The 26,057-nt window shown below is 44.4% G+C and carries 19 protein-coding genes; 6 read left to right on the forward strand and 13 right to left on the reverse strand.

Annotated elements, in window-relative coordinates:
- Positions 1-2: 2 nt before the first annotated feature.
- Genes D0T92_RS04645 through D0T92_RS04655 form a run of 3 tightly spaced genes read right to left on the reverse strand, consistent with a single transcriptional unit; the run spans position 3 to position 3,930 of the window.
- Positions 3-2,609, reverse strand: coding sequence for a fimbria/pilus outer membrane usher protein (locus tag D0T92_RS04645; RefSeq protein WP_151050668.1), 2,607 nt, complete (start codon positions 2,607-2,609; stop codon positions 3-5).
- A complete protein-coding gene (locus tag D0T92_RS04650) occupies positions 2,596-3,321 on the reverse strand; it encodes a fimbrial biogenesis chaperone (protein WP_151050670.1) in 726 nt (241 codons plus the stop codon). The genes D0T92_RS04645 and D0T92_RS04650 overlap by 14 nt, the downstream gene beginning before the upstream one ends.
- A 27-nt stretch (positions 3,322-3,348) precedes the next feature.
- The gene (locus tag D0T92_RS04655) at positions 3,349-3,930 is read right to left on the reverse strand and encodes a Csu type fimbrial protein (protein WP_151050672.1); all 582 of its coding nucleotides are present in this window, start codon (positions 3,928-3,930) and stop codon (positions 3,349-3,351) included.
- 538 nt (positions 3,931-4,468) lie between these two features.
- Between D0T92_RS04655 and D0T92_RS04660 the strand changes: the two genes are divergently transcribed.
- Complete coding sequence (locus D0T92_RS04660) at positions 4,469-6,184, forward strand: proline--tRNA ligase (RefSeq protein WP_151050674.1); 1,716 nt, start codon at positions 4,469-4,471, stop codon at positions 6,182-6,184.
- 177 nt (positions 6,185-6,361) lie between these two features.
- Here D0T92_RS04660 and prpF read toward each other — a convergent pair whose 3' ends face one another.
- Positions 6,362-7,540, reverse strand: coding sequence for a 2-methylaconitate cis-trans isomerase PrpF (gene prpF / locus D0T92_RS04665; RefSeq protein ID WP_151050676.1), 1,179 nt, complete (start codon positions 7,538-7,540; stop codon positions 6,362-6,364).
- Between the two features lie 238 nt (positions 7,541-7,778).
- Here prpF and D0T92_RS04670 point away from each other — a divergent pair, with 238 nt between their 5' ends.
- Positions 7,779-8,339, forward strand: a complete 561-nt coding sequence (locus D0T92_RS04670) for a hypothetical protein (RefSeq protein WP_151050678.1) — start codon at positions 7,779-7,781, stop codon at positions 8,337-8,339.
- Between the two features lie 104 nt (positions 8,340-8,443).
- Here the strand turns inward: D0T92_RS04670 and drt2 are convergent, their stop codons facing one another.
- From drt2 to D0T92_RS04690, 4 genes are all read right to left on the reverse strand, one after another.
- Positions 8,444-9,766 (reverse strand): antiviral reverse transcriptase Drt2, encoded by a 1,323-nt coding sequence (gene drt2 / locus D0T92_RS04675; RefSeq protein ID WP_151050680.1) that lies wholly within the window; start codon positions 9,764-9,766, stop codon positions 8,444-8,446.
- A gap of 915 nt (positions 9,767-10,681) precedes the next feature.
- The gene (locus tag D0T92_RS04680; RefSeq protein ID WP_151050682.1) at positions 10,682-11,314 is read right to left on the reverse strand and encodes a glutathione S-transferase family protein; all 633 of its coding nucleotides are present in this window, start codon (positions 11,312-11,314) and stop codon (positions 10,682-10,684) included.
- Between the two features lie 65 nt (positions 11,315-11,379).
- Positions 11,380-12,429 (reverse strand): NADP-dependent oxidoreductase, encoded by a 1,050-nt coding sequence (locus tag D0T92_RS04685; protein WP_151050684.1) that lies wholly within the window; start codon positions 12,427-12,429, stop codon positions 11,380-11,382.
- Between the two features lie 58 nt (positions 12,430-12,487).
- Entirely contained in the window at positions 12,488-13,702 is a 1,215-nt protein-coding gene (locus D0T92_RS04690; protein WP_151050686.1) for an iron-containing alcohol dehydrogenase, read from the reverse strand.
- Positions 13,703-14,025: 323 nt separating this feature from the next.
- Here D0T92_RS04690 and D0T92_RS04695 point away from each other — a divergent pair, with 323 nt between their 5' ends.
- A complete protein-coding gene (locus D0T92_RS04695; protein ID WP_225315145.1) occupies positions 14,026-14,883 on the forward strand; it encodes an AraC family transcriptional regulator in 858 nt (285 codons plus the stop codon).
- 40 nt (positions 14,884-14,923) lie between these two features.
- Here D0T92_RS04695 and D0T92_RS04700 read toward each other — a convergent pair whose 3' ends face one another.
- From D0T92_RS04700 to D0T92_RS04710, 3 genes are all read right to left on the reverse strand, one after another.
- Entirely contained in the window at positions 14,924-16,789 is a 1,866-nt protein-coding gene (locus D0T92_RS04700; protein WP_151050688.1) for a tetratricopeptide repeat protein, read from the reverse strand.
- The gene (locus tag D0T92_RS04705) at positions 16,782-17,087 is read right to left on the reverse strand and encodes a hypothetical protein (protein WP_151050690.1); all 306 of its coding nucleotides are present in this window, start codon (positions 17,085-17,087) and stop codon (positions 16,782-16,784) included. The genes D0T92_RS04700 and D0T92_RS04705 overlap by 8 nt, the downstream gene beginning before the upstream one ends.
- A 205-nt stretch (positions 17,088-17,292) precedes the next feature.
- Positions 17,293-20,067 (reverse strand): DUF3418 domain-containing protein, encoded by a 2,775-nt coding sequence (locus D0T92_RS04710; protein ID WP_151052978.1) that lies wholly within the window; start codon positions 20,065-20,067, stop codon positions 17,293-17,295.
- A 222-nt stretch (positions 20,068-20,289) separates the two neighbouring features.
- Between D0T92_RS04710 and D0T92_RS04715 the strand changes: the two genes are divergently transcribed.
- The 3 genes from D0T92_RS04715 to D0T92_RS04725 are packed head-to-tail and all read left to right on the forward strand — an operon-like array spanning position 20,290 to position 23,986.
- The gene (locus D0T92_RS04715; protein ID WP_151050692.1) at positions 20,290-21,582 is read left to right on the forward strand and encodes an ATP-binding protein; all 1,293 of its coding nucleotides are present in this window, start codon (positions 20,290-20,292) and stop codon (positions 21,580-21,582) included.
- 9 nt (positions 21,583-21,591) lie between these two features.
- Positions 21,592-23,124: an AAA family ATPase gene (locus tag D0T92_RS04720; RefSeq protein WP_151050694.1), complete on the forward strand. Its 1,533-nt coding sequence runs from the start codon at positions 21,592-21,594 to the stop codon at positions 23,122-23,124.
- A 7-nt stretch (positions 23,125-23,131) separates the two neighbouring features.
- The gene (locus D0T92_RS04725; RefSeq protein WP_151050696.1) at positions 23,132-23,986 is read left to right on the forward strand and encodes an HNH endonuclease; all 855 of its coding nucleotides are present in this window, start codon (positions 23,132-23,134) and stop codon (positions 23,984-23,986) included.
- An 85-nt stretch (positions 23,987-24,071) separates the two neighbouring features.
- Here D0T92_RS04725 and hrpA read toward each other — a convergent pair whose 3' ends face one another.
- Together hrpA and D0T92_RS04735 are read right to left on the reverse strand one after the other, a co-directional pair.
- Entirely contained in the window at positions 24,072-25,472 is a 1,401-nt protein-coding gene (gene hrpA, locus D0T92_RS04730) for an ATP-dependent RNA helicase HrpA (RefSeq protein WP_151052979.1), read from the reverse strand.
- 53 nt (positions 25,473-25,525) lie between these two features.
- Entirely contained in the window at positions 25,526-25,981 is a 456-nt protein-coding gene (locus D0T92_RS04735) for an acyl-CoA thioesterase (protein ID WP_151050705.1), read from the reverse strand.
- Between the last annotated feature and the right edge of the window lie 76 nt (positions 25,982-26,057).

Genomic DNA, 26,057 nt, shown 5'->3' on the forward strand with positions numbered 1-26,057 from the left:
CTTTATTGTCTGATACATAAGATTTCACCTAAATCGGGCAGGCTGCCGAGATGGCTTTTTGCCTGATAGTCAATATTAAAACGGCATATTCCACCTTCTTCCGGCAGCGATACTTCGAAAGTATTGTTGCCGGATATCAAATGTTCGATGAAGGTTTGGCCGTCGAAACCTACCACGGCAACAGGGGTGCCGTCCGTATGAAAAACGGTGCTGTTGGCGGGCAACACACTGCCGTTTTCATCTTTTAAAATCATAGATGCGGCCTGCATCCGGTTGAGCTTGAAGTCTACCGCCATACCGGAACGTTCCGACGGAACCGCTTCGATACGGGCGCGTTCGGTTTGGATATCTTGCGGTAAATCGGTAATGTCGATACTCAGCATATTTTTTTGGTAGGCCGATAAACTAGGCACCAGCAATAAACCGTTGCGGTTGGTTTTGCCGATATAGTTATTTGAAAGCGATACCGGTATATTCGCCATGCCTGCCGTGCTGACAACGGCAAAACTGTCGTAAATGTTGCGGGTGGGGAACAGTCCGCCCCGCATCCAGACCAAGCCGCCGCGCCAACCGGCATCCCAGTGGGTGGATTGAGGTGTATGGTAAAGGCCGGCACGGGCATCGCCGTATTGGGTTTCATGGCGGATAAAACCATTCAGACGGCCTCTATTGCTGCCATTGGTATTATTTTGTTGTTCCCAACCGATATTCCATGAAGTACTGCCGACCCCGCTGCCTGATTTATTTAAAGCCACGCGGTAGCTGTTGCCGTGATCGCTCTCTTTGCGTGCGTTGATGGAAGCTGAGTAACCTTTATCGAAGCTCAGTGAAATACCGCCGTAAACACTGTGATGGTTTCTGTTTTCACCGGAATATTTGGAAGCGCTCATAAAAATACTGGCACGGCGGCCGATATTGCGGCTCCAACTGAATGTGCCGGTTTTATCGATTTGATCGTGGTCGGATTTGAGGCGCAGATAGGAAAGATTAAACGATCCTAAAGATTCATTGTGCCAGCCGACGGATACGGAAGCGGTGTGTCTTTTCAGCGGTTTGGGGCGGTATTCCGAGGGGGCGAGCAATGCGTTGAATCCGGTAAAAGCATCGTCGGTGCTGCTCCAGCCGGAACCAAACGTCCAATTGCCGTATTGGGTGCTGAAGAAAATACTGCTTTGTTTGCCTTTGTGTTGCTTGAAAAAGCTTTGTGCATGGCTGAGATTCAGTTGCCCTAATGAGCCCAATACCGTGTTGGCTTCGAGCCCGAAACGGCGGTAGCCGCCACCGCCTTCGGCATGAAGTTGGGTAGTAACAAAATTAGTGAGGCCGTAGCGTAATGTGCCGCTGCCGACAAGTTGTTTATCATAATCAAAAGACTTCAGGCCATAGTTTTTGCGCAGATAGCCGGCTTCTAGCGACCATTCGTTCAAACCTTTGGCCAACATGCCGCTGCCGCCGTATAAGGGCATATCCACCACAACGGTGCGCCCCAGTATATCGGTAGCGACAACTTGGGCGTTTCCCCGGCCGCTGATAGAGGGCGGCAGGGTAATTTCATATTCTCCGGCAGCTACATCTTGTCTGTATTGTCTGACACCGTTTAAATATAAATCGACCGTGCCGGGCAGTGTGCTTTCTCCGACATAAGCGCGTAACGGCGTTGTATTGCGCCAAGGTTGTGTTCTGTAGGAGTGTTCCAGTTTGAAACCGCCGATACGGGCGCTGCCGGAAATGCCTGTTTGGCCGGTGGTTAGGTCGCCCGCAGTCATAATCAAACCCCGTTCCGGCCACACGCTACGCCAAAAAGTATCCAAACGGACATTACGGTTTTGGGTGTTGGTGCGTTCCGCTGAAAAGCGGGTACGGCTCCAGATTTGTTGATGGCTTAAATAGCCGGCAGGTGTGGTAAAACGTGCTTCGGCCAATATACCTTGAGTTGTGCCGCCGTTGCTGTTGCGGGTGATATTGGCATCATAATTAAGAATGCCGGCAAAGCCGGGCTTGGCAATATCATAAGCCCGTTCTGGTTTTTGGCCGATAACGGTGGTGGGCAGGTTTAGCCAGTCAAGCGGTGCGGTTAGGGCAAGGGTTTGTTGGGCGGCATTATATTTAACATCCAACCCTGTAAGCGTATTTAATTCTGCCCATGTTTCTATATCATGGGATTGGGTATCGGATGCGGCCGTGTTGCTTTTCGGTATGGTTTGGGTGGGTTCGGATGCGGCAGATGTTGCTGCCTCTTCAGTTTGGCCTTGGGTTTCAGACGGTGCTGCCGATAGAACAGGCTCGTTTGCTGTGGTGGTTTCGGTATTGCTGTTTAGGCTTTTTTTACGCGTAACTGCTTGTTGTAAAACAGTTTCAGGAATGTTTATGCCTAATGCGTATAATGTGTCGGTTTGTACAAAAATCCGTCCGTTATCCGACATAAAAGGAAACAGGCCGTCTGAAACACGACCGTTTACCGATACTTGTGGATAGACGGGTAGCCACTCTTCAGAGTATGCAGCTGTTTGCGGCAGATTTTGTTGTGTGGCGAATGCCGATGTACAGAAACACAACAAAATGCCGTAAACAGTTTGCTTTAAAGGAAAGGCAGCATTAAGGGGCTGCAAACCGAACCTCCGGTCGGGTAGGGCGGCCGTTAACGGTAACGGATAATTGACCTTGGCGCAGAGCGGCGGGTGATATATCTAAGGTGTATTGTCCGGTTTTACCCGGCAATATATAGCCTGCCAGCCCGGCAACCAGATTTTTATCGGTATTGTCGGCCGCACGGTTGAAAACAATATGGCTGAGTTGGGCATGGGCGGCACCGATATTTTTGGCTTTCAGAATAACTTTGCCGCCGGATGCCTCAGCCTCCCATTGAAGCTGTGTGTTTGGGTCTTCAGATTGGTTTAAAAACAATGGTACGGAATAACGCAATACAAACTGCAAACCTTTTTGAGGCTGTTTATCCGGTGCGGGCAGCTCATCAACTACCAAACGGTAGGCTTCTTCTGCCGCTTTCGCCGGTTGTGCACGGATAACCCTGAATTGCTGTACGCCGCCTGCGGCCAACTTCACCATAGGCGGACTGGCAATCACATCACGGGTAGGCGTGAGCACGTCTTGACCGTTTTCGTCTTGAGTCCAACGGTAAACACGCACTTGCGCGGTTAAAGGTGCACTGTCCGTATTGGTTAGGGTGAAAATACCCGCCCGCTGTTTGGCGGGCAGGGAAAGCCCGGTCGGGCTGATTTGCAGCCCGGCGGCATGGCTACCGAATGCGAAAGCACTTAGCGCGATGCCGGTGAGAACGGGTTTGAGTTTAGACCATTGCATATTTTTGCTTGTATTAAGTATTTTTTATTAATATTTAACCGTTACGGTTACTTTATCCGCATAACGGCCGACAGGTTTGTCAAACTGATCGCCTGCTACACGACCATAAACGATATGATTAACCGCTGTTTTGAAACCTTGTCCTTGAGCGGATAACATATTGGTAGGTTGATTCCCCCAAGCCTGATTTCTTTCGGTATTTTGAAATAATTTATAGGCGATTTTTTCAGAGTTTGTCGTAGGCGTTATTGAAACCATTTTCCCGCCTCCTGATGTGTCATCTTCAGTTTCAGGGGTCAGTGCGATGTTATATGGCAAACCTTGGCTACATTTAACTTGAATTGCTGAAGTGCTGTTGCCTTTACTTTGTTTGTCTACATTGTTTGTGTGATTAGATGGATATTCTCCAAAATCAATGTCTGCGCCTGCCGACGGTGCGGTTGCTTCTTGAGTTGGTTTACTGCCTGTGCTTGTGACAACTTCACAAACCGGAGTGATTCGAATCGTGACATAGAAATCTGCTGTTTTTTCTTCAGCCGCAACATTACCAGAAGCCAGTAAAGCAGCCATTGTAGAAGTGAGTACAAAAATGTTTTTTACCGTTTTCATGTGTTAAGTCCTTTTATGGTGCTTTTGATATCTTTGGGATATAAAAGCTTGTTTTATTAATATAAACAAAAAAGAAAATAATCTTGAAGCCGTCTGAAACCGATATTCCCCAATAGTGCGGATTCAGTATATTTATTAAGCATATAAACTTAGAAATAATAACTATCAAGATATTGTTATTATCTTATTGTTTGCATTAAAAAGCAATTCTTAACCAAAATTAAATATGTAAAGATATTTGTAAGCAAAAAAAAGATATTTCGAGGATTTGAAATTTTATTTTTATAAGTATTTCTTATTGAAATTTTTTTTATAGAAATTATTTTTTGTAACATTAAATATTAATGGCAGCATAGATTTTATAATGTCTAAAAAAACAACATTAGGCCGTCTGAAAATTTCAGACGGCCTGATAAGTAATCGGTTTTGGAATATGCGGATGAATTGTGTTTGGCAATAAAAATCCGCTGTAAATCCCCCGCCGCATAGACACTTTGCGGTACAATCCCTCTTTTATTTTTCTATCTGTAAAGCCAAAATGAAAGCCAGCCAATTTTTTATTTCCACCTTAAAAGAAGCACCTGCCGAAGCCACGCTTGCCAGCCATAAACTGATGTTGCGTGCCGGCCTGATTAAAGCCAACGCATCGGGTTTATACACATGGATGCCGATGGGTTTGCGCGTATTGCGTAAAGTTGAAAATATTGTGCGCGAAGAAATGAACCGCGCCGGTGCGGTGGAATTGCTAATGCCCGTGGTGCAACCTGCCGAGCTGTGGCAGGAAAGCGGCCGTTGGGAGTTTTACGGTAAAGAGCTGCTGCGCCTGAAAGACCGCCACGACCGCGATTTCTGTATGGGGCCGACTTGCGAAGAAGTGATTACCGATATTGTGCGCAAGGAAATCACCAGCTACAAACAACTGCCGAAAAATTTCTACCATATTCAAACCAAATTCCGCGACGAAGTGCGCCCGCGTTTCGGCGTGATGCGTGCCCGTGAATTTGTGATGAAAGATGCTTATTCATTCCATACCGATTATGAATCTTTGGTGAAAGACGGCTATCAGCCGATGTATGACGCCTATTGCCGCGTGTTCAACCGCTTGGGCTTAAACTACCGCCCGGTTGCGGCCGATACCGGCAGTATCGGCGGCACCGGTTCGCATGAATTCCAAGTGTTGGCCGAAAGCGGTGAGGACGTGATTGCATACAGCGACGAATCGGATTTTGCCGCTAATGTTGAATTGGCACCGACGCTGCCGCTTCAAGGCGACCGTGCTGCCGCAGCCGAAACACTCACCAAAGTGAACACTCCGAACACCAAAACCATTGCCGATTTGGCCGCCTTTTTAAATATTCCTGCCGAAAAAACACTGAAATCCATTGTGGTGGCGGGTGAAGAAGAGGGTGATTTGGTTCTGTTGCTATTGCGCGGCGATCATGAGTTTAACGATATCAAAGCCGAAAAACTCGAAGGCGTAAAATCACCGCTAACGATGGCATCGCCCGAAGCCATTCGCAATGCGTTCGGCGCCAACGGCGGCTCACTCGGCCCGGTTGGCTTTAAAGGCAGAGTTTATGCCGATTATGCCGTTGAAAAAGCAGCGGATTGGGTAACCGGTGCCAATGAAGACGACTATCACTATACCGGCTTTAATTTCGGGCGCGATGCGGCCGAGCCGGTGTTTGTCGATTTACGCAATGTGGTTGAGGGCGACCCCAGCCCCGATGGCAAAGGCCGTCTGAAACTGGCGCGCGGTATCGAAGTCGGCCATGTGTTCCAATTACGCGATAAATATTCGCAAGCCATGAATGCCACGGTTTTAGACAATAACGGCAAATCGCAAGTAATGGAAATGGGCTGCTACGGCATCGGCATCACCCGCATTGTGGCCGCCGCCATCGAGCAAAACAATGACGAGCGCGGCATTATTTGGACGCAAGCTATGGCGCCGTTTGCTGTGGTGATTGTGCCGATGAACTATAAAAAATCCGAAGCGGTAAAAGCAGCGGCTGATAAGATTTATGCCGAACTTTCCGAACAAGGTATTGATGTGTTGCTAGACGACCGCGACGAACGCGCCGGTGTATTGCTCAACGACAGCGAATTATTGGGCATTCCACACCGTATCGTTATCGGCGACCGCGCCTTAAAAGAGGGCAATGTAGAATATGCCGACCGCCGTGAAAATCAAGCGCAAGCCGTAGCTTTGAATGAAATTATCCGCAAAATCAGCGCAGTATTGAAAGCTTAAATATTAGTTGATTGAATGATTGCAAAGGCCGTCTGAAACATTATCTTTCAGACGGCCTTTTTTGTAGGGTTATTTATCCGGCACTCCAACCATACAAAAAATAGGGCATGGGGCGGGCAATGCCGGATAGGCTATAAAAGCAAGGGTATGAACCTTCATATTGCTCACTTAAGCAGTTTAAAAACTGTCGCCCGGTATGCGGACATAACCTTCCATAATCACGCGCGCGCTGCGGCTCATAATGGCTTTGGTGGCCGTCCATTTGCCGTTTTGCTGTTCGGCGGCTGCGCCGACGCGTAATGTGCCGGAAGGGTGGCCGAAGCGTATTTCGCTGCGTTCGCCGCCGCCTGCGGCCAGATTCACTAACGTGCCGGGAATGGCGGCAGCGGTGGCAATGGCGACGGAAGCGGTGCCCATCATGGCATGATGCAGTTTGCCCATGCTCATGGCGCGTACTAAAACATCAATATCGGCCGCGCGCACGGCTTTGCCGCTTGAGGCGGTATAGTCTTTCGGCTCGGCAACCCAAGCGATTTTGGGGGTGTGTTGGCGGGTGGCCGCTTCGGCAGGGTCGCTGATTAAGCCCATTTTTAATGCGCCGTAAGTGCGGATGGTTTCCAGCTTTTCCAAAGCGGCGGCATCATTATTGATATCATCCTGCAATTCCGTGCCGGTATAGCCGATATCGGCGGCGCGGACAAAAATGGTGGGAATGCCCGAATTAATCATAGTGGCTTTCAGACGGCCTATACCCGGCACATCCAATTCATCCACAATCTGCCCGGTGGGGAACATATCGCCCTCGCCGTCGGCCGGATCCAAAAACTCAATTTTGATTTCGGCAGCGGGAAAGGTGACGCCGTCCAGCTCGAAATCTCCCGTTTCCTGAACTTGGCCGTTGGTGATGGGAATATGGGCGATAATGGTTTTGCTGATGTTTTTCTGCCAGATACGCACCGTACAAACGCCGTTTTCAGGAATTTTGGCCGTATCGACCAAACCGTTTTCAATCGCAAACGCGCCAACGGCGGCGGTAAGGTTGCCGCAATTGCCGCTCCAATCGACAAACGGCTTATCAATAGACACTTGGCCGAACAGATAATCGACATCATGATCCGGCCGCGTGCTTTTATCTAAGATAACCGCCTTGCTGGTGGAAGAGCTGGCATTGCCCAAACCGTCGATCTGCTTGCCATAAGGATCGGGGCTGCCCAATACGCGCAATAAAATTTTATCGCGCGCCTCGCCCGGCTGTTGCGCCGCTTCGGGCAAGTCGCCCAGTTTGAAGAAAACACCTTTAGACGTACCACCACGGTAATACACCGCAGCGATTTTAATTTGCGGGGAGTAGTTCATGGAAAGTTTCTCCTTTGTATTTTGTTTTTAATAGGGTATGAAAAATATGCTTGTTATTATAAGGTATCCGACCATATATACCATACCGTTAGGCCGTCTGAAACAGATTCCGGTGTAATTTCTCTTTCAGACGGCCTCAGCCAGATAAAATGATTTATCTATCTGCAAAGCCGTATAAGCAGCCGTTTTTAGGCTACAATGCGCATTCTATCTTCACTCTATATAGAACGACCTGATTATGCTGTATCAACTTTTGCGGGATATGTTGGATTTACTGCGCCTGCGCTATAAAGCCCCGACCGAATACCGTTACACCCTAATTGTTTATATCGCCGTATTGCTGCTGCTCGGCTTTGTTAACGCCGCCTCTATGGCGCCCATCTTCGGAAAAAGCAGCGCCGCCGTTGTTTTTGCCGTTTTACTGACCGTATTAAAATACCTGATACTCACCCGCGCGATGGGCGGTGTACTGCATTATTACGGTGCCCCTCAAATCTCATGGCGGGGTTTTATATTAGCTACGGAAGCCCTCACCGCACCGCTGCTGATTCTGTTTTATATCCCCGCACTGGCAACATTCGGCCTATTTTGGCAGATATGGGTATTCTGGGTACAAGTGATCGGCCTGATAAAACTCAGCGGCAGAACCGGCTGGCAGACGTTGCTCGGTTATATTGTTTATTTTATCGCGACAATATTGATTGGCGGATTGCTAATGGGCGCATTTGTCGGCACAGGATTGTTTGACTTGGATACTATTTCTCAGCAGGCGCAAACGATTTTGGAAGCTAATCCTTGATTTAGTATTGGGATAATGGCAAAGGCCGTCTGAAAGGGTTTCAGACGGCCTTGTAGTATTTAATATGCATCGCTTAAAAAATTGTAATGATATGTTTTATAGATTTATTCTGATTCAATTTTGGATTGAAGTTTTTTCCATAATGGTTTTAATTGCTTTCTAATTTGTGGTGAGTTCATAGTTTTAGCAGCTTTTTTTCCATAAGAAATAAAATTTCTCTTTCCAAAATGGGAATAGGTTGTGTATAACTTTTTCTTAAATAATTCTTTATTATCTTGATTATTTTTTTGACGGATTCTATTATATTTCCTTTGAGTCTGCTTTGCTAAACTTACCCCTCTTTTCATTTTTCTTGAGTATTTTGTAAATGCAGCTGGGCGAATAGTAATAGATTCATTATGAAGAATAAAGCCTAAATATTGTAACCTTTTCTCGTTGATGATTTTTTGCTTATTAAGATCATACTCAAAAGATATAATTTCTGTTTTTTTGGAATTGATTTTCAAATTTAGATTATCAATTTCTTTCTCAATAAATTCTTTTTCTTTCTCAATAAATTCTTTGATATTATGTATTTCTGATGTTGGTACTATACATAAAATATCATCACAATATCTTAAATATAAACCTTGTAATTCCATGATTTTTTTATTTAATTTGATATCAAAATCAATCATATAAATATTAGATAGTAATGCACTGATTGGAGAGCCTTGAGGAATTCCTTTATTTTTATTTGAAATAAATAATTTATTTTCAAATAAAGTGCGATTTTTATTTCGCAATTCCCGAAATTCTTTTGGTGAGCAAATTTTCTTTCTATTGTTGCTTCGAGGTGTATGAAGAGAAATGTTGAATTCTTCATATATTTTATCTCTAGAGATAGTAGTATATTGAGTAATTGCTTTGAATACAGAAAAATGATCATCGGGTAATCTTTCCTTACCTAACACTTTACACCATTTTTCCTTTAATATTTTATGATCTAAGTTACCAAAAAAATTAGATATATCAAGAGCAATAGCAGTACAATTCTTCACTTCTTTAATATATTTAAATGCTTGAAAAGCAAAATCGATATTATTTTTCCCTAATTTTCTGAAAGCTAATACAGAATTATTGATGCTTTTAAACTCATTCTTTAGTAATTCTTCGTATTTTTCATTCAGTAAATATGCATAGTAGCTAAATATGTGGCTATCTTTATGAGAGGCATAGGATATTTCTCTTGGTTTAGGATCACGAGTTAATTTTCCATCTTCGTCTTTTTTTAATTTTGGAATTGATAACTTATGTGAAATAAATGGATAAAAACTATTTGTTATAACATTTCGAGGAGATGAAACAAGCTTATACGCTTGTTCTTCATTCATAGGGGAATCGAAATGTAGATACCCACGTTTTTTAAACCAAGGATAGTCATTCATATTTTCTATTATGTTTGAAATTAGATTAGCAAAACTAAGAGGCGGGATTGCGGTGATCCTAACTGTTTTCAGTTTAGCCTCTTAGTATAGCCGACACTCTCTTTTTTGAGAAAGAAGCGCCATTTTACATATCACCGTGTTAATACGGCTTTATGCGGACCGCTACATACTAGAGATGATTTATTATCAGTCAACCAGAGAGGTCACTATGACAAATTATGCCATTCGTTTCCTGTTGATAGTCGTGTCATTGCTTTACGCGGGTCTAGAGGCCTGCGTAGAACTTGACAGTTTACTGAATTCCTTATTCCCAAAATCAGAATAAGCATGTAAATTATATCATTAATTAGAGGGATATTTTCATATTAAAATTAATTTATGCTTCATTTTTATTTTTCTAACTATTCAAAACAATACCGATAGAACATACTTTACGAATTTAACCATTCAAACATCAGAAAACAACAAAGGCCGTCTGAAAACTTTTCAGACGGCCTTTGTTGTTTGTATTTTCAATAAGGCTTTGTTGAAGTAGATACTATATTAATCATAGTGCAAGTTTAGGAAATTACTTGTAAACACGGAATATTGGCCTTGAATAAATATGTGTTTGGTTTTAACGTTGAGGGGCGATACGGCGGGCAATGCTTTGCCGGCTGAGTTGGGCATTTAGGGATAATCTGCTTCATATTTCTTTAAATATTCAAAGAAATATCATTATTGGACGTCATCTTTCCTTTGATGAGTTTACAACTTACCAATGGGTATCGGTGCAAACCAAGCAGCGTCCTTACCCTTTATAAGAGCAGGTTCAACTAGGTTGGATGGCATTAACCCGATATTCATAAGCAGGGCGGCTAAAGATATTTTTAGCCGCCCTTTTGTTTATTCAAAACGGTATATTAAGCCGTACCGTTATTGCTTCGATGTATCCAGTTTGGCTTCGATTTGCATAGCGCGTTGATAGCTTTCGAGCTGGGATAAATGCTGAACATATTGTTTGATATGGGGATAGTCTTCCAATTGCCCTTTGCTTTCCAGAATAACCAGATCGAAACTGAGCATAAAATCAGCTCCGCTGAGGCGGTCGCCGACAATATAGCGTTTGCCTGCCAGCGAATCGTTGAGATAGCTGAGCAGTTTTTGCTTTTCGCCGCCGATATATTGGCTGAGGAAAGGATTATCGCCCACGCCTGCGGCATGGGTAAACAATTCCAATAGCAGCGGCAGCATCAATGAGCTTTCGGAAAATGCGATCCATTGCAGATAATAGCCGTATTCGGGGCTATCTATGGCAGGGCGCAGGCGGTCGGGGGCGAAGCGTTCGATAAGCAGCTGGGTAATGGCTTCGGATTCGGCAAATACCTTGCCGTCGATTTCAATCACCGGAGATTTGCCAAGAGGGTGAACGGCTTTTAGGCGGTCGGGGGCAAGGTGGGTTTCGGCGTTGCGCTGATAAGGAACGGCTTCATAGGGCACGCCCAATTCTTCTAAAAGCCATAAGATTCTGAGTGAACGCGATTGATTTAAATGATGTAAACGAATCATGATGTTTCCTTTTCGATATTTATTCGGGCATATTAATGCTGAATTTTTTAGTAATGGTTGAGCGGTTAATCTATATCCGCTACTTTAACCACTGTTTTGCCGAAGTTTTGGCCGTAAAGCATATCAACAAAGCCTTGCGGGGCGTGTTCCAAACCGTTGATGATGTGTTCTTTGGTTTTGATTTTGCCCTCTGCCAGCCAGTTGCCCATGGTTTCTAAAAACGGTGTGAAATGTTGGGGATAGGCTTCAAAAATAATAAAACCTTTCACCGTTAGCTGTTTAACGAGAATCAGCCCCATTAATGCGCTTAGGCGGTCTTTGCCGTCGGGCAGTTCGGTTCGGTTGTATTGTGAGGCCAAGCCGCAAACGGGAATGCGGGCGTGGGTGTTTAGCAGCGGCATCACGGCATCGAATACTTTGCCGCCAACGTTTTCATAATAAATATCAATACCTTTCGGGCAGGCTTTGGCCAGCTGCCGGGCAAAATCATCGGCATAATGGTCGAGGCATTGATCAAAGCCCAATTCTTCAACGGCAAAGCGGCATTTCTCGGCGCCGCCGGCCACACCGATAACATTCAAGCCTTTCAGTTTGCCGATTTGGCCGACGGTTGCGCCCACCGGGCCGGTCGCCGCTGCCACAACCAAAGTTTCCCCCGCTTGCGGTTTGCCGATATCAGTAAGCCCCATATAGGCGGTGAAGCCCGGCATACCCAATACGCCCAAGGCATAGGAAAGATGCGGCATATCTTTGGGCAGTTTATACACGCCCTCGCCATTGCTGAGGCTGTAATCCTGCCAGCCTGATTGGGCGACCACAATATCGCCTGCCTGAAAACTCTCAATATTCGAGCGGACAACTTGCGAAACCGTGCCGCCTATCATCACATCGCCGATATTCAAAGGCGGGGCATAGCTCGGCGCATCACTCATACGGCCGCGCATATAGGGGTCGAGCGATAAATAAAGGGTTCGCAACAACATTTGCCCTTGATTGGGCTGGGGGATATCAGTGCTGGCCCATTCGAAATTGCTATCCGTCGGCTTGCCGTGCGGACGGCTGGCGAGCCTGATTTGGCGGTTTTGCTGATTGTTTTGGGTGAGGTTGAAAGTCATGGCTTCCTCCTTTTAAGAATGCGGATGTTCGGATGGTGAACGGCTTGGGCGGCTAGGCTTAGCTGGCGCGGTCGGCGGCACGTTCCAATATACGTTGGGATACGGTCAAATCGTTTTGCTTATGTTCGCCCAATGCAACCATGCCGTGTTCTTCTAATTGTTTTAAAACAGCGGATATAGCCGATTCGTCTAGCCCTGCGTCTGCCAAACGGATAGGCAGGCCCAATGATTTAAAGAAGTTTTCCGTTTCAACAATGGCCGCTTCAATGATTTCGTCTTCGCTCATATTGCCCTGAGGGTTGGTTATCGCCCAAACATTGCGGGCATATTGCAATAATTTTTCTTTTTTGCTGTCTTTCAATTCACGCATGAGCGAGGGCAATACAATGGTGAGGGTGCGGGCATGGTCGATGCCGTAAAGTGAGGTGAGCTCGTGGCCGATCATATGCGTGGTCCAATCTTGCGGCACGCCCGCACCAATCAGGCCGTTTAATGCCATGGTGGCCGTCCACATAATATTCTTGCGTATTTCAATATTGTCTGGCTGCTGTTTCACCGCAGGGCCTTCTTCGATTAAGATTTTCAGCAGGCTTTCCGAAAAAGCATCTTGCACTTTGGCATTCACGGGATAGGTGAGATATTGTTCCATCACGTGAACATAAGCATCGGCAATGCCGTTCATCACCTGTTGTTCCGGCAGGGTGAGGGTTTTGGCCGGGTCTAAAATAGAAAATTTCGGATAAGCCAACGGGCTGCGGAAAGGCAGCTTCGCGTGGCGTTCGCTATAATTCACCACGCCGCCCGGATTCATTTCCGAACCGGTGGCCGGAATGGTTAGCACTGCGCCCAAATCAACCGCATGATCCACTTTCACGGCATAGCTGGTTAACGCCGCCCAAGCCCGATCGCGCGATACCGTACCGTCGGCTTCCGTTAACGAAGACACCAACGCCACAAATTTACTGCCGTCAATCACCGAACCGCCGCCCACGGCCAAAATAAAATTAATGCGCTCCCGATTCACCATATCGGCGGCTTTTAATAAGGTGGTAAATTCGGGATTGGGCTCGATGCCGCCGAATTCAAAAACCGTACGCGCGCCATTGGCCGTTAAAGCCGCTTTCACTTCGTCTAAGGTGCCGGTGCGTTTGGCCGAGCCGCCGCCATAAGTAATCAATACCCGCGCTTTTTCAGGCACCAATTCCGACAGCTTTTTAATCTGCCCTTCGCCAAAAATAATCCGCACCGGATTGTAGTATTCAAAATTATTCATAAAAAAACTCCTTATTAAAAACAACCGTGATTGCCTACTTTTTTCTGCTCGGACGAAATTGCCGGAAAACAGCGCAACAACCAATAACGCTTTTGAAGAATTTATTATAGGCCTTTCATTGCCAAAGCATTAGAACAAACCTATTTTTCTCTTGCCTATTTCTACACAATTCAACTGCACCTTAATTGCAAACCGCAGATAGCTAAACCATAAGTCTTAATCCGATTAGGCCGTCTGAAAACCCGATTCCGGCTAATGGCATTCGGGCATAAAGCAGGGTATAGTCGGGCTTCGTTTTGTTTTATTTGGGTATGAAACCGGATATGATCAAACCAAGTATGATTGCACAATTGAAAGCGATGTTGCCGAAAAATCAAACAGTTGAATCCGCGATTCCCGGCCTGTATTTTTATTGCGCCGACAGGCCGAGCGAAATACTCGGCTATATTCAAGAGCCGAGTATTTGTATTGTGTTGCAAGGCGAGCGCAAGATTTATTTAGGCTCCGACTGCCAATATTTTAATGGCAGCCATTTAATGTTTTGCCCCGTTAACCTGCCCCTGCGCATGCATATCGAACAGGCCACGGCCGAGCAGCCCGTGATTGTTATGTCTATGAAATTGGAAATAGAGATGATTCGGGATATGTTGGCCAAAATCCCCCCGAAACCAAAAGAAAACCATGCCCACAAAGGTATTCAGTGGACATTAGACGATCAATTGCTGGCCGTATTCGAACGGCTGATTGATTTATTAAACCGGCCCGAAGACATTACCGTTTTATCAAACCTCATTAAGCAAGAAATATACTACCGCCTGCTCACCGCCGAGCAGGGCGGGAAGTTGCAACAATTGGCGGCAAACAGCAGCCATACCCGACAGATAGCCCAGGCAACCGAATGGCTAAAAAACCATCTCGACCAGCCCATTATGGTGGAAGACCTAGCCAAAACCTGCGGCATGAGTGTTTCGATGTTTTATCAGCAGTTTAAAGAAATCACCCGACTCAGCCCCCTGCAATACCACAAACACCTACGCCTCACCGAAGCCCGCAAACTCAATAAAGCCGGCAATATATCCATTGCCCAAATCGCCATGCAGGTGGGCTATGAAAGCCCGAGCCAGTTTAGCAGGGAATATAAACGGCAGTTTGGGGTGGCGCCTAGTGGGGATAGGGGGTGAATTCATTTGGTTGGTTTAAAGGCCGTCTGAAAGGGTGGGTTCAGATAGCTTTTTTAGTATTTATACTTTTTGTTAATAAGTTAATAGCTTGTTTATGTTTCTTTATAAATTGATTATCTATTTCTATATTTTGTTGTTTTGATAGCTTAAGAAATAGATCTATATTTTTAATTAAAAAGAATAATGTTTCTAAAGGATAAGTAGATGATTTTTGCGTTAAGATTATCTGAATGTCTAAAGCTCTTTCATAAAAATCTTTAGCTTTCAGGTATCCATTATCAGTTTTAGATCTATATAGATTTCCTAAGTTAGTTAGTGTTAAGGTAATAAGATCTTGAATTCCAATGTTATTTTCTTTAGAGATGTTTTTGTTAATTTCTTCAAGAATCTCTAAAGATTTTTTGTAAAGATTTTCTGCATCAACTATTTTATTTAGTGCGGACTTAAAAGTCCCATAATTTTGGAGTATTAATCCAAAGTGTTGCTTATCTACATTAGGGTTTAATATATTTAAATATTGATAGGATGAAATTGCTTTTTTATAATATTTTTCTATTTGTTGTATGTCGCCTTTAGTTCTATCTTTTTCCCATATATCATTGAGAAATGTTGCATAGCTAGCATATATTTCCATCTCTAATTTCTTGTGTATGCTTCCATCTCTTTTGATTAAAGTATTTAAATTTTCTAAGGATTCTTGATAATATTTTTGAGCTTCTTTACTATCTGATTCTTTTTTGATGTTTGAGCACAATAAATTTCCTAAGATATTAAGGGTAGAAATTAAATGAATTAGTATTTTTGAATCTTCTTTTACAAATATTTTTTGTATTTTTAATGATTTTAGAAGAAAATATTTAGATTCTTCAAATTGACCTATATTTTTAAGCATAAGTCCTAAATCAGAGTAAACACTTGCTCTTAAAATATTGTCTGGCATATGGATTTCATCCATTTTTATTAAGCATTTATCATATAAAGATTTTGCCTCACTATGCCGATAGCACAGATCTAACAAGTTTGCAAAGCTTACTAATAATTGAATATATATGTAAATGTGTTTTTTCGTTTTATTTTCAATTTGGTTAAATGCCTCTATTGCTCTACGGTAATAATGTTCTGCGTCATTCCATCTATGAGCATATTTGTTAAGTAAAATTGCAAAACCTCCTAAGCAGAGTGTTAAGTACATTAGATTGTCTTTTTGATTTTCTGAAACTAATATTTCACACTTTTTTAGAGTGTTGGTATAAATTTCTTCTGCTTTTTGAAGGTCATTGTTGTGTGATAAAAACTGAGCATATTCAATTGAAGATGCTGGGGTGCTATCTACTTCCATTGCTCGTTCAAACAATTTTTTCGCATTGTTGATTCTTTCATCGCCTTTTGAATAATCAATTGCATTAAGATGGGCTGATAATACCCATTCTTTAGCTTTCTTTTTTGATAATTCATTATGTTTTGCGGTTTCTTGCTGTAATTTAGTACGTTGTTCTAGTAAATTATTATGTTCTTGTAAGCTTTCTTCTGTATCTAATATTGTTCTTGCTTTTGAATATTCACCATTTTGAAAAGCCTCATATGCCTTTTTTAGCCGTTCATTGTCTATTTTAATTTGACGAAATTTTTCAGCAAGCTGGGTAACTTCATTTTGAAACTGCTGTATTTCATCCAAGCAAGCATGATACTCTTGCTCACGTTTTGCCGATTCCTTTCTAAAATCATCATCTTCAGGATATTTTTCAATATTTTTTCGACAAGTATTTATTTGTTCTTGAATCTTTTTTCTTTTATTTTCTAAATCTTTCCATTCAATTGATTTATAGAAATTATTTTGAGTTGTATTTCCAATGGATACATATCCGCCGCTATTGATGTCACCCGTTTGAATAGATGTATTACGCATTATTAATATTTCCTATAGATACATTACCTCCTGCATTAATATTTCCTGTTTGAATATTGGTGGTAATGTTTGTGTTAGATAATAGATTTTCTAATTGGCTTTTTATTTGGGGGGTATCTTGAAATAGGTTTATTAATTCTTCTGTAAATTTATTTTTGTCATTATTCTCTTTATGTACCTCTAGCTTGTCCCAAACATTTCCTAATAGGTTTTTAATTCCATCATATGCAGCACTTCCGGCTACACCAGTTGCCAAAGGGTTATTCCAAATATAATCAATTAAAATGGGTAGATCCATTATATATTCTCCTAATTTATTTATTGTAAACAACTAAATTAATATAAGAATGATAATAAAATTTTCAAGAATGTTGGGATGGGTTTATCAAAATAATTACTATTAAATTTATATCAATTAGCGGTAGTATAAAAGCCGTCTGAAAGAAAAGTTTTTCAGATGGCTTTAAATATTATTTATAATAAATATCAGTATTTGATTATATTTATTTAAACTTATCCCACTCCTTCAACAACCTTTTAACCGAAACCGGATAAGGCGTCTTCAATTCTTGCGCAAATAGCGACACGCGCAATTCTTCTATCTGCCATCTAAACCCTTTCAGGCCGTCTGAAAGGGGTTGGTTGTGTTTGAGCAGGCTGTCTGTTTTTTCCCGCCACATTTGCTCTAATTCCTGAATATCGGCTTCGCGCGCGGCATCGCGGGCGGGGTTGGCGCTGTATTTTTCCATGCGTAGGGTCATGGCTTTGAGGTAAACGGGCAGGCGCGGCCATTGTGCCCATGGGGTGCGGCTGGCGAAACCGGCGGACAGCAGTGCCTGCACGCGTTCGCGCAGCAGCGGGGTGAGGGGGTGTTTGCCCAATTTGCCGTTGAGTTCGGCATAAGCGGCGGCGGTGTCTTGCAAATAGCGGCTCATGGCTTCTTTTACGGCGGGCAGGCGGCTGCGGGCGCGTTTGATTTGTTCTTTAAAGGCTTTTTCGCTGCGCGGCGGTTCGTCTTCGCCGATAAAGGCGCGGTCGCAGATGGCGGCGGTGAGGTCGTCGCGCAGGGTGTCGGCGGGAATGTGTTTGAGCAGCATGGCGGCTTGGGTGAAGCCGGGTATGCCTTTATTGAGGTCTTTCATGTGCTCTTTAAGCTGGCGTTGCATGAGTGCGATTACACCTTGTCGGTGGGCTTGTTCGGCGGCTTCGGGGGTGTCGAACAGGCGCAGGGCGATGTGGCCGTCTTTTTCTTTTTGCAGGCCGAGATAGCCGGTGAGCTGCTGTTTGCCGCGTGCGAATTTGATGGATTCGGGCAGGGTGCCGATGTCCCATGTGGTGACATTATCACGCTCGAATTCTTGGGTGTTGTCGCGAAAGGTGACGGCGGCGGCTTGGCCGAGTTCGTGTTGGAGTTTGGCGAGGTCGCGGCCGGTAGCGAGCTCTTGGCCGCCGTCGTCGATAATGCGCAGGTTGAAATAGTTGTGCGGGGGCAGGGGGGTGTTGGCCCATTGTTCGAGGTCGATTTGTTCGAGCAGGCGCATGTCGCCGGCGGTTTTGGCGATGAATTGCGCCAGTTGGGGCATTATCGGCGCTTGTTGGTCGGGATGGCTTTCTAAAAAGCGGGTAATAAAATCGGGCACGGGCACGCAGATGCGGCGGATTTGTTTGGGCAGGGCTTTAATCAGCAGTTGCAGTTTTTCGCGCAACATGCCGGGCACCAGCCATTCGAGCGCGGGGGCGTGCAGGCGGTTGAGCACGGTGAGCGGCAGGGTGAGGGTAACGCCGTCGAGGGGGTGGTTCGGCTCGAAGCGGTAGCTGAGTTTGAATTTGCCGTCTTCGGTTTTCCAGAATTTGGGAAACTGCTCTTCGGTGATGTGCGCGGCGGCGTGTTGCATCAGGTCTTCTTTGCTGAGGAAGAGCAGGCGCGGGTTTTCTTGCTCGGCGGTTTTCAGCCATGCTTCAAAGGTGCGGATATCGGCAAAGGGCAATTCTTTCAGACGGCCTTGTGAGGTTTGTTGTTTATTGAGGCCGTCTGAAACGGTTTCGGCGTTTGCGGCTTTTTTTTCAGACGGCCTGTAAAACTGCGGCAGCCTTTGGTTGTAAAACTCGTATAAGGCTTCTTCATCAACCAATACATCTTGCTTGCGCGATTTGTGTTCGAGCTCGCTGATTTCTTTAATCAGCTTTTTATTGTGCTGGAAAAAGGCAGCCTGAATATGGCTTTCTTGGGCAACCAATGCGCCACGGATAAACAGTTCGCGCGCTTCTTCGGGGGCAACCCTGCCATAGGCCACGGGGCGGCGGGGGATAACGGTGAGGCCGTAGAAGGTAACGCGTTCGCTGGCCACGACTTCGCCGCGTTTTTGCGACCAATGGGGCTCGAAATAATGATAGCGCACCAGATGCGGGGCTTCGGCTTCTATCCATTCGGGGTCGATTTGGGCGACATCGCGGGCATAGAGGCGGGTGGTTTCGGTGAGCTCGGCAGCCATCACCCATTTGGGTTTGCTTTTAAACAGCGCGGAAGCGGGAAATAAATGGAAATGGCTGCCGCGGGCGCCGATATAGTCGTGCCCTTCGGGGGATTTGAGGCCGACATTGGCAATCAGGCCGGTGAGTAGGGCGCGGTGGATTTGCTCATAGCCGGCTTCTTTGGCGGCGCGGATTTGGGCGCGGTGCTGCTTTTTATCAAGCTGCTTTTGCTTGAGTTTGGCCGATAAATCTTGATCGGCGGTGTTTTCAGACGGGGCAAGCTGGGCTTGCTGCGGAGGCCGTCTGAAAGCGTTTTCTTTGCTGACCAATCCCATTTCCACGGCAATATCGGCCAGTTGTTTGTGCAATTCGCGCCATTCGCGCATGCGCAGGTGGGAAAGAAAATATTGGTGGCACCATTGCACCAACTGGCGGTTGCTCAAGCCCTTGTCGCGCTCGCGCTGGAAGCTGTCCCAAATATTCAGATAGGCGGCAAAGTCGGATTGTTTGTCGGTAAAGCGTTCATGGGCTTTTTGGGCCGCTTCGCGCGCTTCCAAAGGCCGCTCGCGCGGGTCTTGGATGGAAAGGGCGGATACGATAATGAGTATTTCCGCCATACAGTCGTGCTTTTGTGCCGCCAGCAGGATGCGTGCAACTTTCGGGTCGATGGGTAGGCGCGCCATCTGTTCGCCGAGTTTGGTTAGGCGGTAACGCGGTTTATTAGGCATAGACGTTTTCAGGCCGTCTGAAAAGTTTTCAGACGGCCTATTTGTATTTTCCGGTTGATTATTTTTGATGTTTTGCATGATGGCTTTTAATGAGGAAGGAACGCCACGCGCACCGTTGGTTTTTAGAGGTATTGTCTTATATTTTTGGATTTTACCGAAATATTTTATCGCATACAAAAGCAGCCTGAAAGCAGGGTTTCTTGTTTTCCTTTGAAAAAATGTATATGAATAACTATTTTTCGTTTGAAAAAATGTTTAATCCGGCTAAAATAACAAGTAAATTCTTGTGAGGCTCTTCTTATGCAACGCAATATTATCCAATCCCTAGATAAATGGAAAAACCAGCATAAGCGTAAACCATTGATTATTCAAGGGGCTAGGCAAGTCGGCAAAACGTGGGCAATGAGGCACTTCGGTGAGCAGCGTTTCGCCCAAGTTGCCTATATTAATTTTGACAACAACCCACGAATGAAAACATTGTTTGCAGGCGATTACGACATCAACCGACTGATACTCGGCTTAAAAATTGAAAGCGGAGTGGATATCCAGGCAGAAAATACCCTATTGATTTTTGATGAAGTTCAAGAAGTGCCGCAAGCTTTGTCATCACTCAAATATTTTTATGAAAATGCGCCGCAGTTTTATATCGTGGCGGCAGGCTCGCTGCTGGGCGTGTCGATGCATCATCAGGTTTCGTTTCCCGTAGGCAAGGTGGATTTTCTGCCGATGTATCCGATGGATTTTCAGGAATTTCTAACCGCACTGGGCAAACAGGATTTGAGGCAGCTACTCGAAACGCAGGATTGGGCGTTGATAGCCGCCATGAAAACAACCTACATCGATTTATTGCGCCAATATTATTTTATCGGCGGAATGCCTGAAGCGGTGCAAACGTTTATTGATACGCAAAATTTTGATGCGGTTCGCCAAGTGCAGCGCAATTTGTTGTTGGCCTACGAACAAGATTTTTCCAAGCATATTAAAGACGGACAAACCATACAAAAAGTGCGGTCGATTTGGTCGTCCGTTCCCGAGCAGCTTGCGAAAGAAAACAAAAAATTTATCTACTCGCAACTGCAAAAAGGCGCCCGAAGCAAAGATTATGAAATTGCCCTGCAATGGCTCAAAGACAGCGGTTTGGTGTATTGCGTGCCGCGTATTAAAAAACCGCATCTGCCACTTTCCGCATATCAGGACAACGCTTTTAAACTGTATGGCTTAGATGTTGGCCTGCTTGCTGCGCAAAGCCATTTAGACGCCGGCGTTTTGCTGGAAGGCAGCCGTATATTCACCGAATTTAAAGGCGCATTAACTGAGCAATATGTTTTGCAGCAATTGGTTGCCACGCAGGAAAACCCCGTGTTTTATTGGGCTGCCGAACGCGGCACGGCAGAAGTGGATTTTGTGTTGCAACGCAGGCAGTCGGTTATTCCGATTGAAGTGAAAGCGGAAGAAAACCTGAAAGCCAAAAGTTTAAAAGTGTATGTGGAACAGTTTCAGCCTGAAAAGGCAGTTCGCTTTTCAATGGCGGATTATCGGGAACAGGATTGGTTGGTGAATGTTCCGTTGTATGGGGTTGATTCATCAATTTAAGGAATGGATATGCAATTTATATTATTGGATAGGGGAGAAAAATTACCTATTGATGCTAAAAATTTAGTATGCTTGGCAATTGATCGCTGGAATGATTATTCTTTTGTAACAATGTTTTATATGACCGTATTTGATGAAGAAGGTCAAGAGAGTCATATAGGGAATATTAAAATAGGCTTTGAGAAGCAAACAATTGATATATCTACTTATCAAAAAATACAAGAAATTTTCAGTGGAAAAATATTTGATAGATTACCAGAAACATTTTTTTCTCTTGGTCAAGATGTTGATTTTTATATTGAGATATGGAAATTACCTAATCATATCAAAAGATTTATCTTAGAAAATTTAAATGATGTTGTTTATAAACCTGAGCTTGTAAATAAATTTAATAACGAACCTGTATTTGAAACTTCTCTAATGAGAGATCTAAGAGAACAAACAATAAAAGATCAATTTAGCCGCATTTTAGAAGATAAATCTCCATTAAGTGAGTTTCACTTTTATTTTATTCGTACCGAACAAGAAGAAAATATGGGCAAAATAAATCTTGAATTTAATGTTGTTCCAAATTCTATGCCAAGTTCAAATATACATGCCATTATTGGTAGAAATGGTGTTGGTAAAACAACATTATTAAATGGAATGATTAAATCATTTATAGATAAATCTGATGATAAAGAAGGGGCGTTCTATCAAAAGCATTTTGGTTTTTCTAAAGGGGTTAAAAAAATTAGTGACGATTATTTTAGTTATCTAATTGCTGTATCTTTTAGCATATTTGACCCATTTATTCCTAACCAAGAAAATCTCCAATATTATTGGTATATTGGTTTGAAGGAATCAAATGAAAAACTAAAAGAGCCACAAGCATATTTTAAAGATGATTTTTGGCAATCATTTAGTAAATGTAAAAGCTTTTCAGCCAAAAAAGAACGCTGGCTTAATGCAATTAGAGCTCTAGAATCTGATAATAATTTTGCTGAAATGCAATTAAGTAACTTGATGAATAATGATTTTAATGAAGAGAAAATTTTAAAATCTATCAAGCGCATGAGTTCTGGGCATGCTTCTGTTTTATTAATCATTACACAATTAGTTGCAAGAGTTGAAGAAAAAACACTCGTTTTACTTGATGAGCCTGAAATCCATCTACATCCTCCTCTTCTATCGGCTTTCATTCGGGCCTTGTCAGAATTACTGGATAACAGAAATGGAATTGCAATTATTGCGACACACTCTCCTGTTGTTTTACAAGAAATACCTAAATCATGCGTATGGAAAATTGAGCGGACAGGAAGACGAACAGATCCTTTTAGACCAAAGATTGAAACTTTTGGGGAAAATGTGGGGGTTCTGACACGAGAAGTATTTGGTTTGGAAGTAATGAAATCGGGATTTCATAGGATATTAACCAAAAAAGTAGAAGAAGGAGGTAGCTATGATGAGATTGTTTCTGAGTTTCAGGAACAACTGGGTTCTGAAGCAAAAATTCTCCTACGAACATTAATTAAATTACGAGATAATCAAAATAATGGATAGATTATAAATGATTCGATTGACTTTACCAGAAAACATACAGGATCATGAAAAAATCATTGATTTATGTTGTGAAAAAAATATTCGATATAAGTCAGATATATTGACTAATAAAAATTTTTTACTGGCAGCGGGAAATTGTTACAACGATCTTTCTGCTACCAATGATTTGTACCTGCTAAATGATAAATTGCCTGAAGGAGAAAATATAAATGGAAATTTAAAAAATGAATATATGGTTCAGCTATATAATTATTGCTTACGAGATTGTAGGTGTGGGAATATATATGACACAATTATTAACCTAGCAAAATCTCCAGAAATACAGTGCCCTTTTTGTGGCGGCATTAGTATTCCATCTCAATTAGACCATTTTTTACCTAAAGTAAGATATGGGCATTTTGCTGTCTTCCCTTATAACTTAATTCCAATATGCAAGGATTGTAATACCGAGTATAAGAAAGAATTCCTTCCAACGACAAAAGGTAAGCAGTTAATCCATCCTTATTTGGATGATAATTGCTTTTTCAATCAGCAATGGTTATATGCTAAATATATTAATAGCACTATAGAATATAGCGTTGAACCTCCTAATGATTGGTCAAATGATAAAAAAGAAAAAGTACTTTTTCATTTTGAAATATTTAAGCTTAAAGAAAGATTTGCTCAAAATGCAGTAGGCACTTTATCGGATTTGTTAGTTCAAATAGAAAATTCTAAACTTTATGGTATGGATATGGATATTTTTGAAAAAAGCATTTTAGATTCTGTTATTCAAAAGGAAAGTAGAATAAATCATTGGAAAAGAGTTTTGTATTCAGCAGTCAAAAGTGAACTTCAAAATATTTGGCAGGAATCTAGTTAGGGAATTAGGTAATTAAATGCCGTCTGAAAAATAAGTTTCAGACGGCATTTTATTTTCCAGACAAACATTTCAGGCCGTCTGAAAACTACCTAAAATTCTCTTCCACTGCCCCGAGCTCAAGCAACACCTGAAAGCCGTCGTTGATATAGCGTTGGTCGGGCGCTTCTAAAAAAGGGAAGGCGGCGACGTCGCCGAGTTTTAAGGCAGCCATGCGCAGGATGACGGCGGCTAGATTGCTGCGGATGATTTCGGGGTCGGTAAATTCGGGGCGGCTTTCAAAGTCTTCTTCGGAATAGAGGCGGATGGCTACGCCGGCGGATACGCGGCCGCAACGGCCGGAGCGCTGGCGTGCGGCGGCTTGGGAAATTTTTTCTACATGAAGCTGCTCGACTTTGGCGCGGGCTGAATAGCGTTTTACCCTTGCCAAGCCGGTATCGATTACGTATTTGATGCCGGGCACGGTAAGCGAGGTTTCGGCGACGTTGGTGGCCAAAACAATGCGGCGGTTGTTGCCGCTCGGGTGAAAAATTTTATGCTGTTCGGCCGCCGATAAGCGGGCGAACAGGGGCAGGATTTCGTCGTTGCGGCGCAGGGGCGATTTGCGCAGGGCTTCGGCAGCTTCGCGGATTTCGCGCTCGCCGGGTAGGAATACCAGAATATCGCCTTTGCCCAAGCGCACCAGTTCGTCGGCGGCATCGACTATGGCATCGGCGATTTCGATTTCCGCTTCGTCTTCATCTTGCGAATGCAGAGGGCGGTAAACAATGTCGACCGGAAAGGTGCGCCCGCTCACTTCCAATACGGGGGCGTTGTTGAAATGGCGGGAAAAGCGTTCGGCATCAATGGTGGCCGAGGTGATGATCACTTTTAAATCGGGGCGGCGCGGCAGTAGCTGCTTGAGGTAGCCGAGCAGAAAATCAATATTGAGGCTGCGTTCGTGCGCTTCGTCGATAATAATGGTGTCGTAGGCGGTGAGGTAGCGGTCGGTTTGGGTTTCGGCAAGCAGAATGCCGTCGGTCATCAGTTTGATATAGGCATCGCGCGATGTGTTGTCGTTGAAGCGCACTTTATAGCCGACGGTTTGGCCGATGGGGCTGCCGAGTTCTTCGGCAATCCGCTCGGCAACCGAGCGCGCCGCCAGCCGCCGCGGTTGGGTGTGGCCGATGAGCCCGGCGGTGCCGCGCCCGAGTTCCAAGCAGATTTTCGGCAGCTGGGTGGTTTTGCCCGAGCCGGTTTCGCCGCAGATAATGGTGACCTGATTGGCGGCGATGGCGGCTTTGATGTCGTCTAAACGTTCGTGTACGGGCAGGGTGCCGTCGTATTGCGGTGTGGGCAGCGCGGCTTGGCGTTTCAGAAAAATGTCGTGTGATTTTTGGTATTTTTTCTCAACGGAGGCCATACCGCCGAAACGCTTGGGATTTTTAAAGGCGTTGCGTAGAAAATGGCGGTCTTTAGAGAGGGTTTGCGATAAATCGGGTTGGGGCATGGCGGCGGTAATTTTTAGGGAAAACAAAGGGTGTCATTATAACTGATAACCACTTATAAAAGCGGGCCGTCTGAAAGCAGTTCGGCTTGATTTAATATGTCGGCCAGTCGGGTTGGCAGGCGGGTGATTTTTTGGGCGGTGTAGTCGAAGCAGACCATGCCGGTTTGTATTTTGGCAATGCTTTTGCCGTCGTTTTGGCGGCGGATGTGGTAGCGCAATTCAAAACCGCTGCGGCCGATGTCGCCGCAACCCATTTCGATTTCTAGGATATCGCCGTAATGCGCCTGCGCCAGATATTGCACGGCGGCATCGCCCATAATCAGGCCGGCGCCGCCGGCGTCTAATTCGGTGAAACCGTGTGCCGCCAGCCAGCGCATACGGCTTTCATGGCATAAGCCCAGCACGGCATCGTTGGCAAGGTGGTTGCCGTAATTGATATCGCCAACGCGCACGCGGATTTGGGTGCGGAGTAAAACGGCGGCGGGTAGGGGCACTTGGATTCTGGCCATAATCAGGCTTTCTTTAATAAGGGGGTGGGTTATTGTAGCGGATTTTGTGTTTCCGGTTTTATTGAATCGGCTGCTT

Source organism: Neisseria zalophi (assembly GCF_008807015.1).
Taxonomy (GTDB): Bacteria; Pseudomonadota; Gammaproteobacteria; order Burkholderiales; family Neisseriaceae; genus Neisseria; species Neisseria zalophi.

Bases quoted from the DNA above. Each gene is read 5' to 3' on its own strand.
- D0T92_RS04650 (WP_151050670.1), bottom strand. From the start codon at position 3,321: ATGCAATGGTCTAAACTCAAACCCGTTCTCACCGGCATCGCGCTAAGT.
- D0T92_RS04655 (WP_151050672.1), bottom strand. From the start codon at position 3,930: ATGAAAACGGTAAAAAACATTTTTGTACTCACTTCTACAATGGCTGCT.
- D0T92_RS04660 (WP_151050674.1), top strand. From the start codon at position 4,469: ATGAAAGCCAGCCAATTTTTTATTTCCACCTTAAAAGAAGCACCTGCC.
- prpF (WP_151050676.1), bottom strand. From the start codon at position 7,540: ATGAACTACTCCCCGCAAATTAAAATCGCTGCGGTGTATTACCGTGGT.
- D0T92_RS04670 (WP_151050678.1), top strand. From the start codon at position 7,779: ATGCTGTATCAACTTTTGCGGGATATGTTGGATTTACTGCGCCTGCGC.
- drt2 (WP_151050680.1), bottom strand. From the start codon at position 9,766: ATGAATGACTATCCTTGGTTTAAAAAACGTGGGTATCTACATTTCGAT.
- D0T92_RS04680 (WP_151050682.1), bottom strand. From the start codon at position 11,314: ATGATTCGTTTACATCATTTAAATCAATCGCGTTCACTCAGAATCTTA.
- D0T92_RS04685 (WP_151050684.1), bottom strand. From the start codon at position 12,429: ATGACTTTCAACCTCACCCAAAACAATCAGCAAAACCGCCAAATCAGG.
- D0T92_RS04690 (WP_151050686.1), bottom strand. From the start codon at position 13,702: ATGAATAATTTTGAATACTACAATCCGGTGCGGATTATTTTTGGCGAA.
- D0T92_RS04695 (WP_225315145.1), top strand. From the start codon at position 14,026: ATGATCAAACCAAGTATGATTGCACAATTGAAAGCGATGTTGCCGAAA.
- D0T92_RS04700 (WP_151050688.1), bottom strand. From the start codon at position 16,789: ATGCGTAATACATCTATTCAAACGGGTGACATCAATAGCGGCGGATAT.
- D0T92_RS04705 (WP_151050690.1), bottom strand. From the start codon at position 17,087: ATGGATCTACCCATTTTAATTGATTATATTTGGAATAACCCTTTGGCA.
- D0T92_RS04710 (WP_151052978.1), bottom strand. From the start codon at position 20,067: ATGCAAAACATCAAAAATAATCAACCGGAAAATACAAATAGGCCGTCT.
- D0T92_RS04715 (WP_151050692.1), top strand. From the start codon at position 20,290: ATGCAACGCAATATTATCCAATCCCTAGATAAATGGAAAAACCAGCAT.
- D0T92_RS04720 (WP_151050694.1), top strand. From the start codon at position 21,592: ATGCAATTTATATTATTGGATAGGGGAGAAAAATTACCTATTGATGCT.
- D0T92_RS04725 (WP_151050696.1), top strand. From the start codon at position 23,132: ATGATTCGATTGACTTTACCAGAAAACATACAGGATCATGAAAAAATC.
- hrpA (WP_151052979.1), bottom strand. From the start codon at position 25,472: ATGCCCCAACCCGATTTATCGCAAACCCTCTCTAAAGACCGCCATTTT.
- D0T92_RS04735 (WP_151050705.1), bottom strand. From the start codon at position 25,981: ATGGCCAGAATCCAAGTGCCCCTACCCGCCGCCGTTTTACTCCGCACC.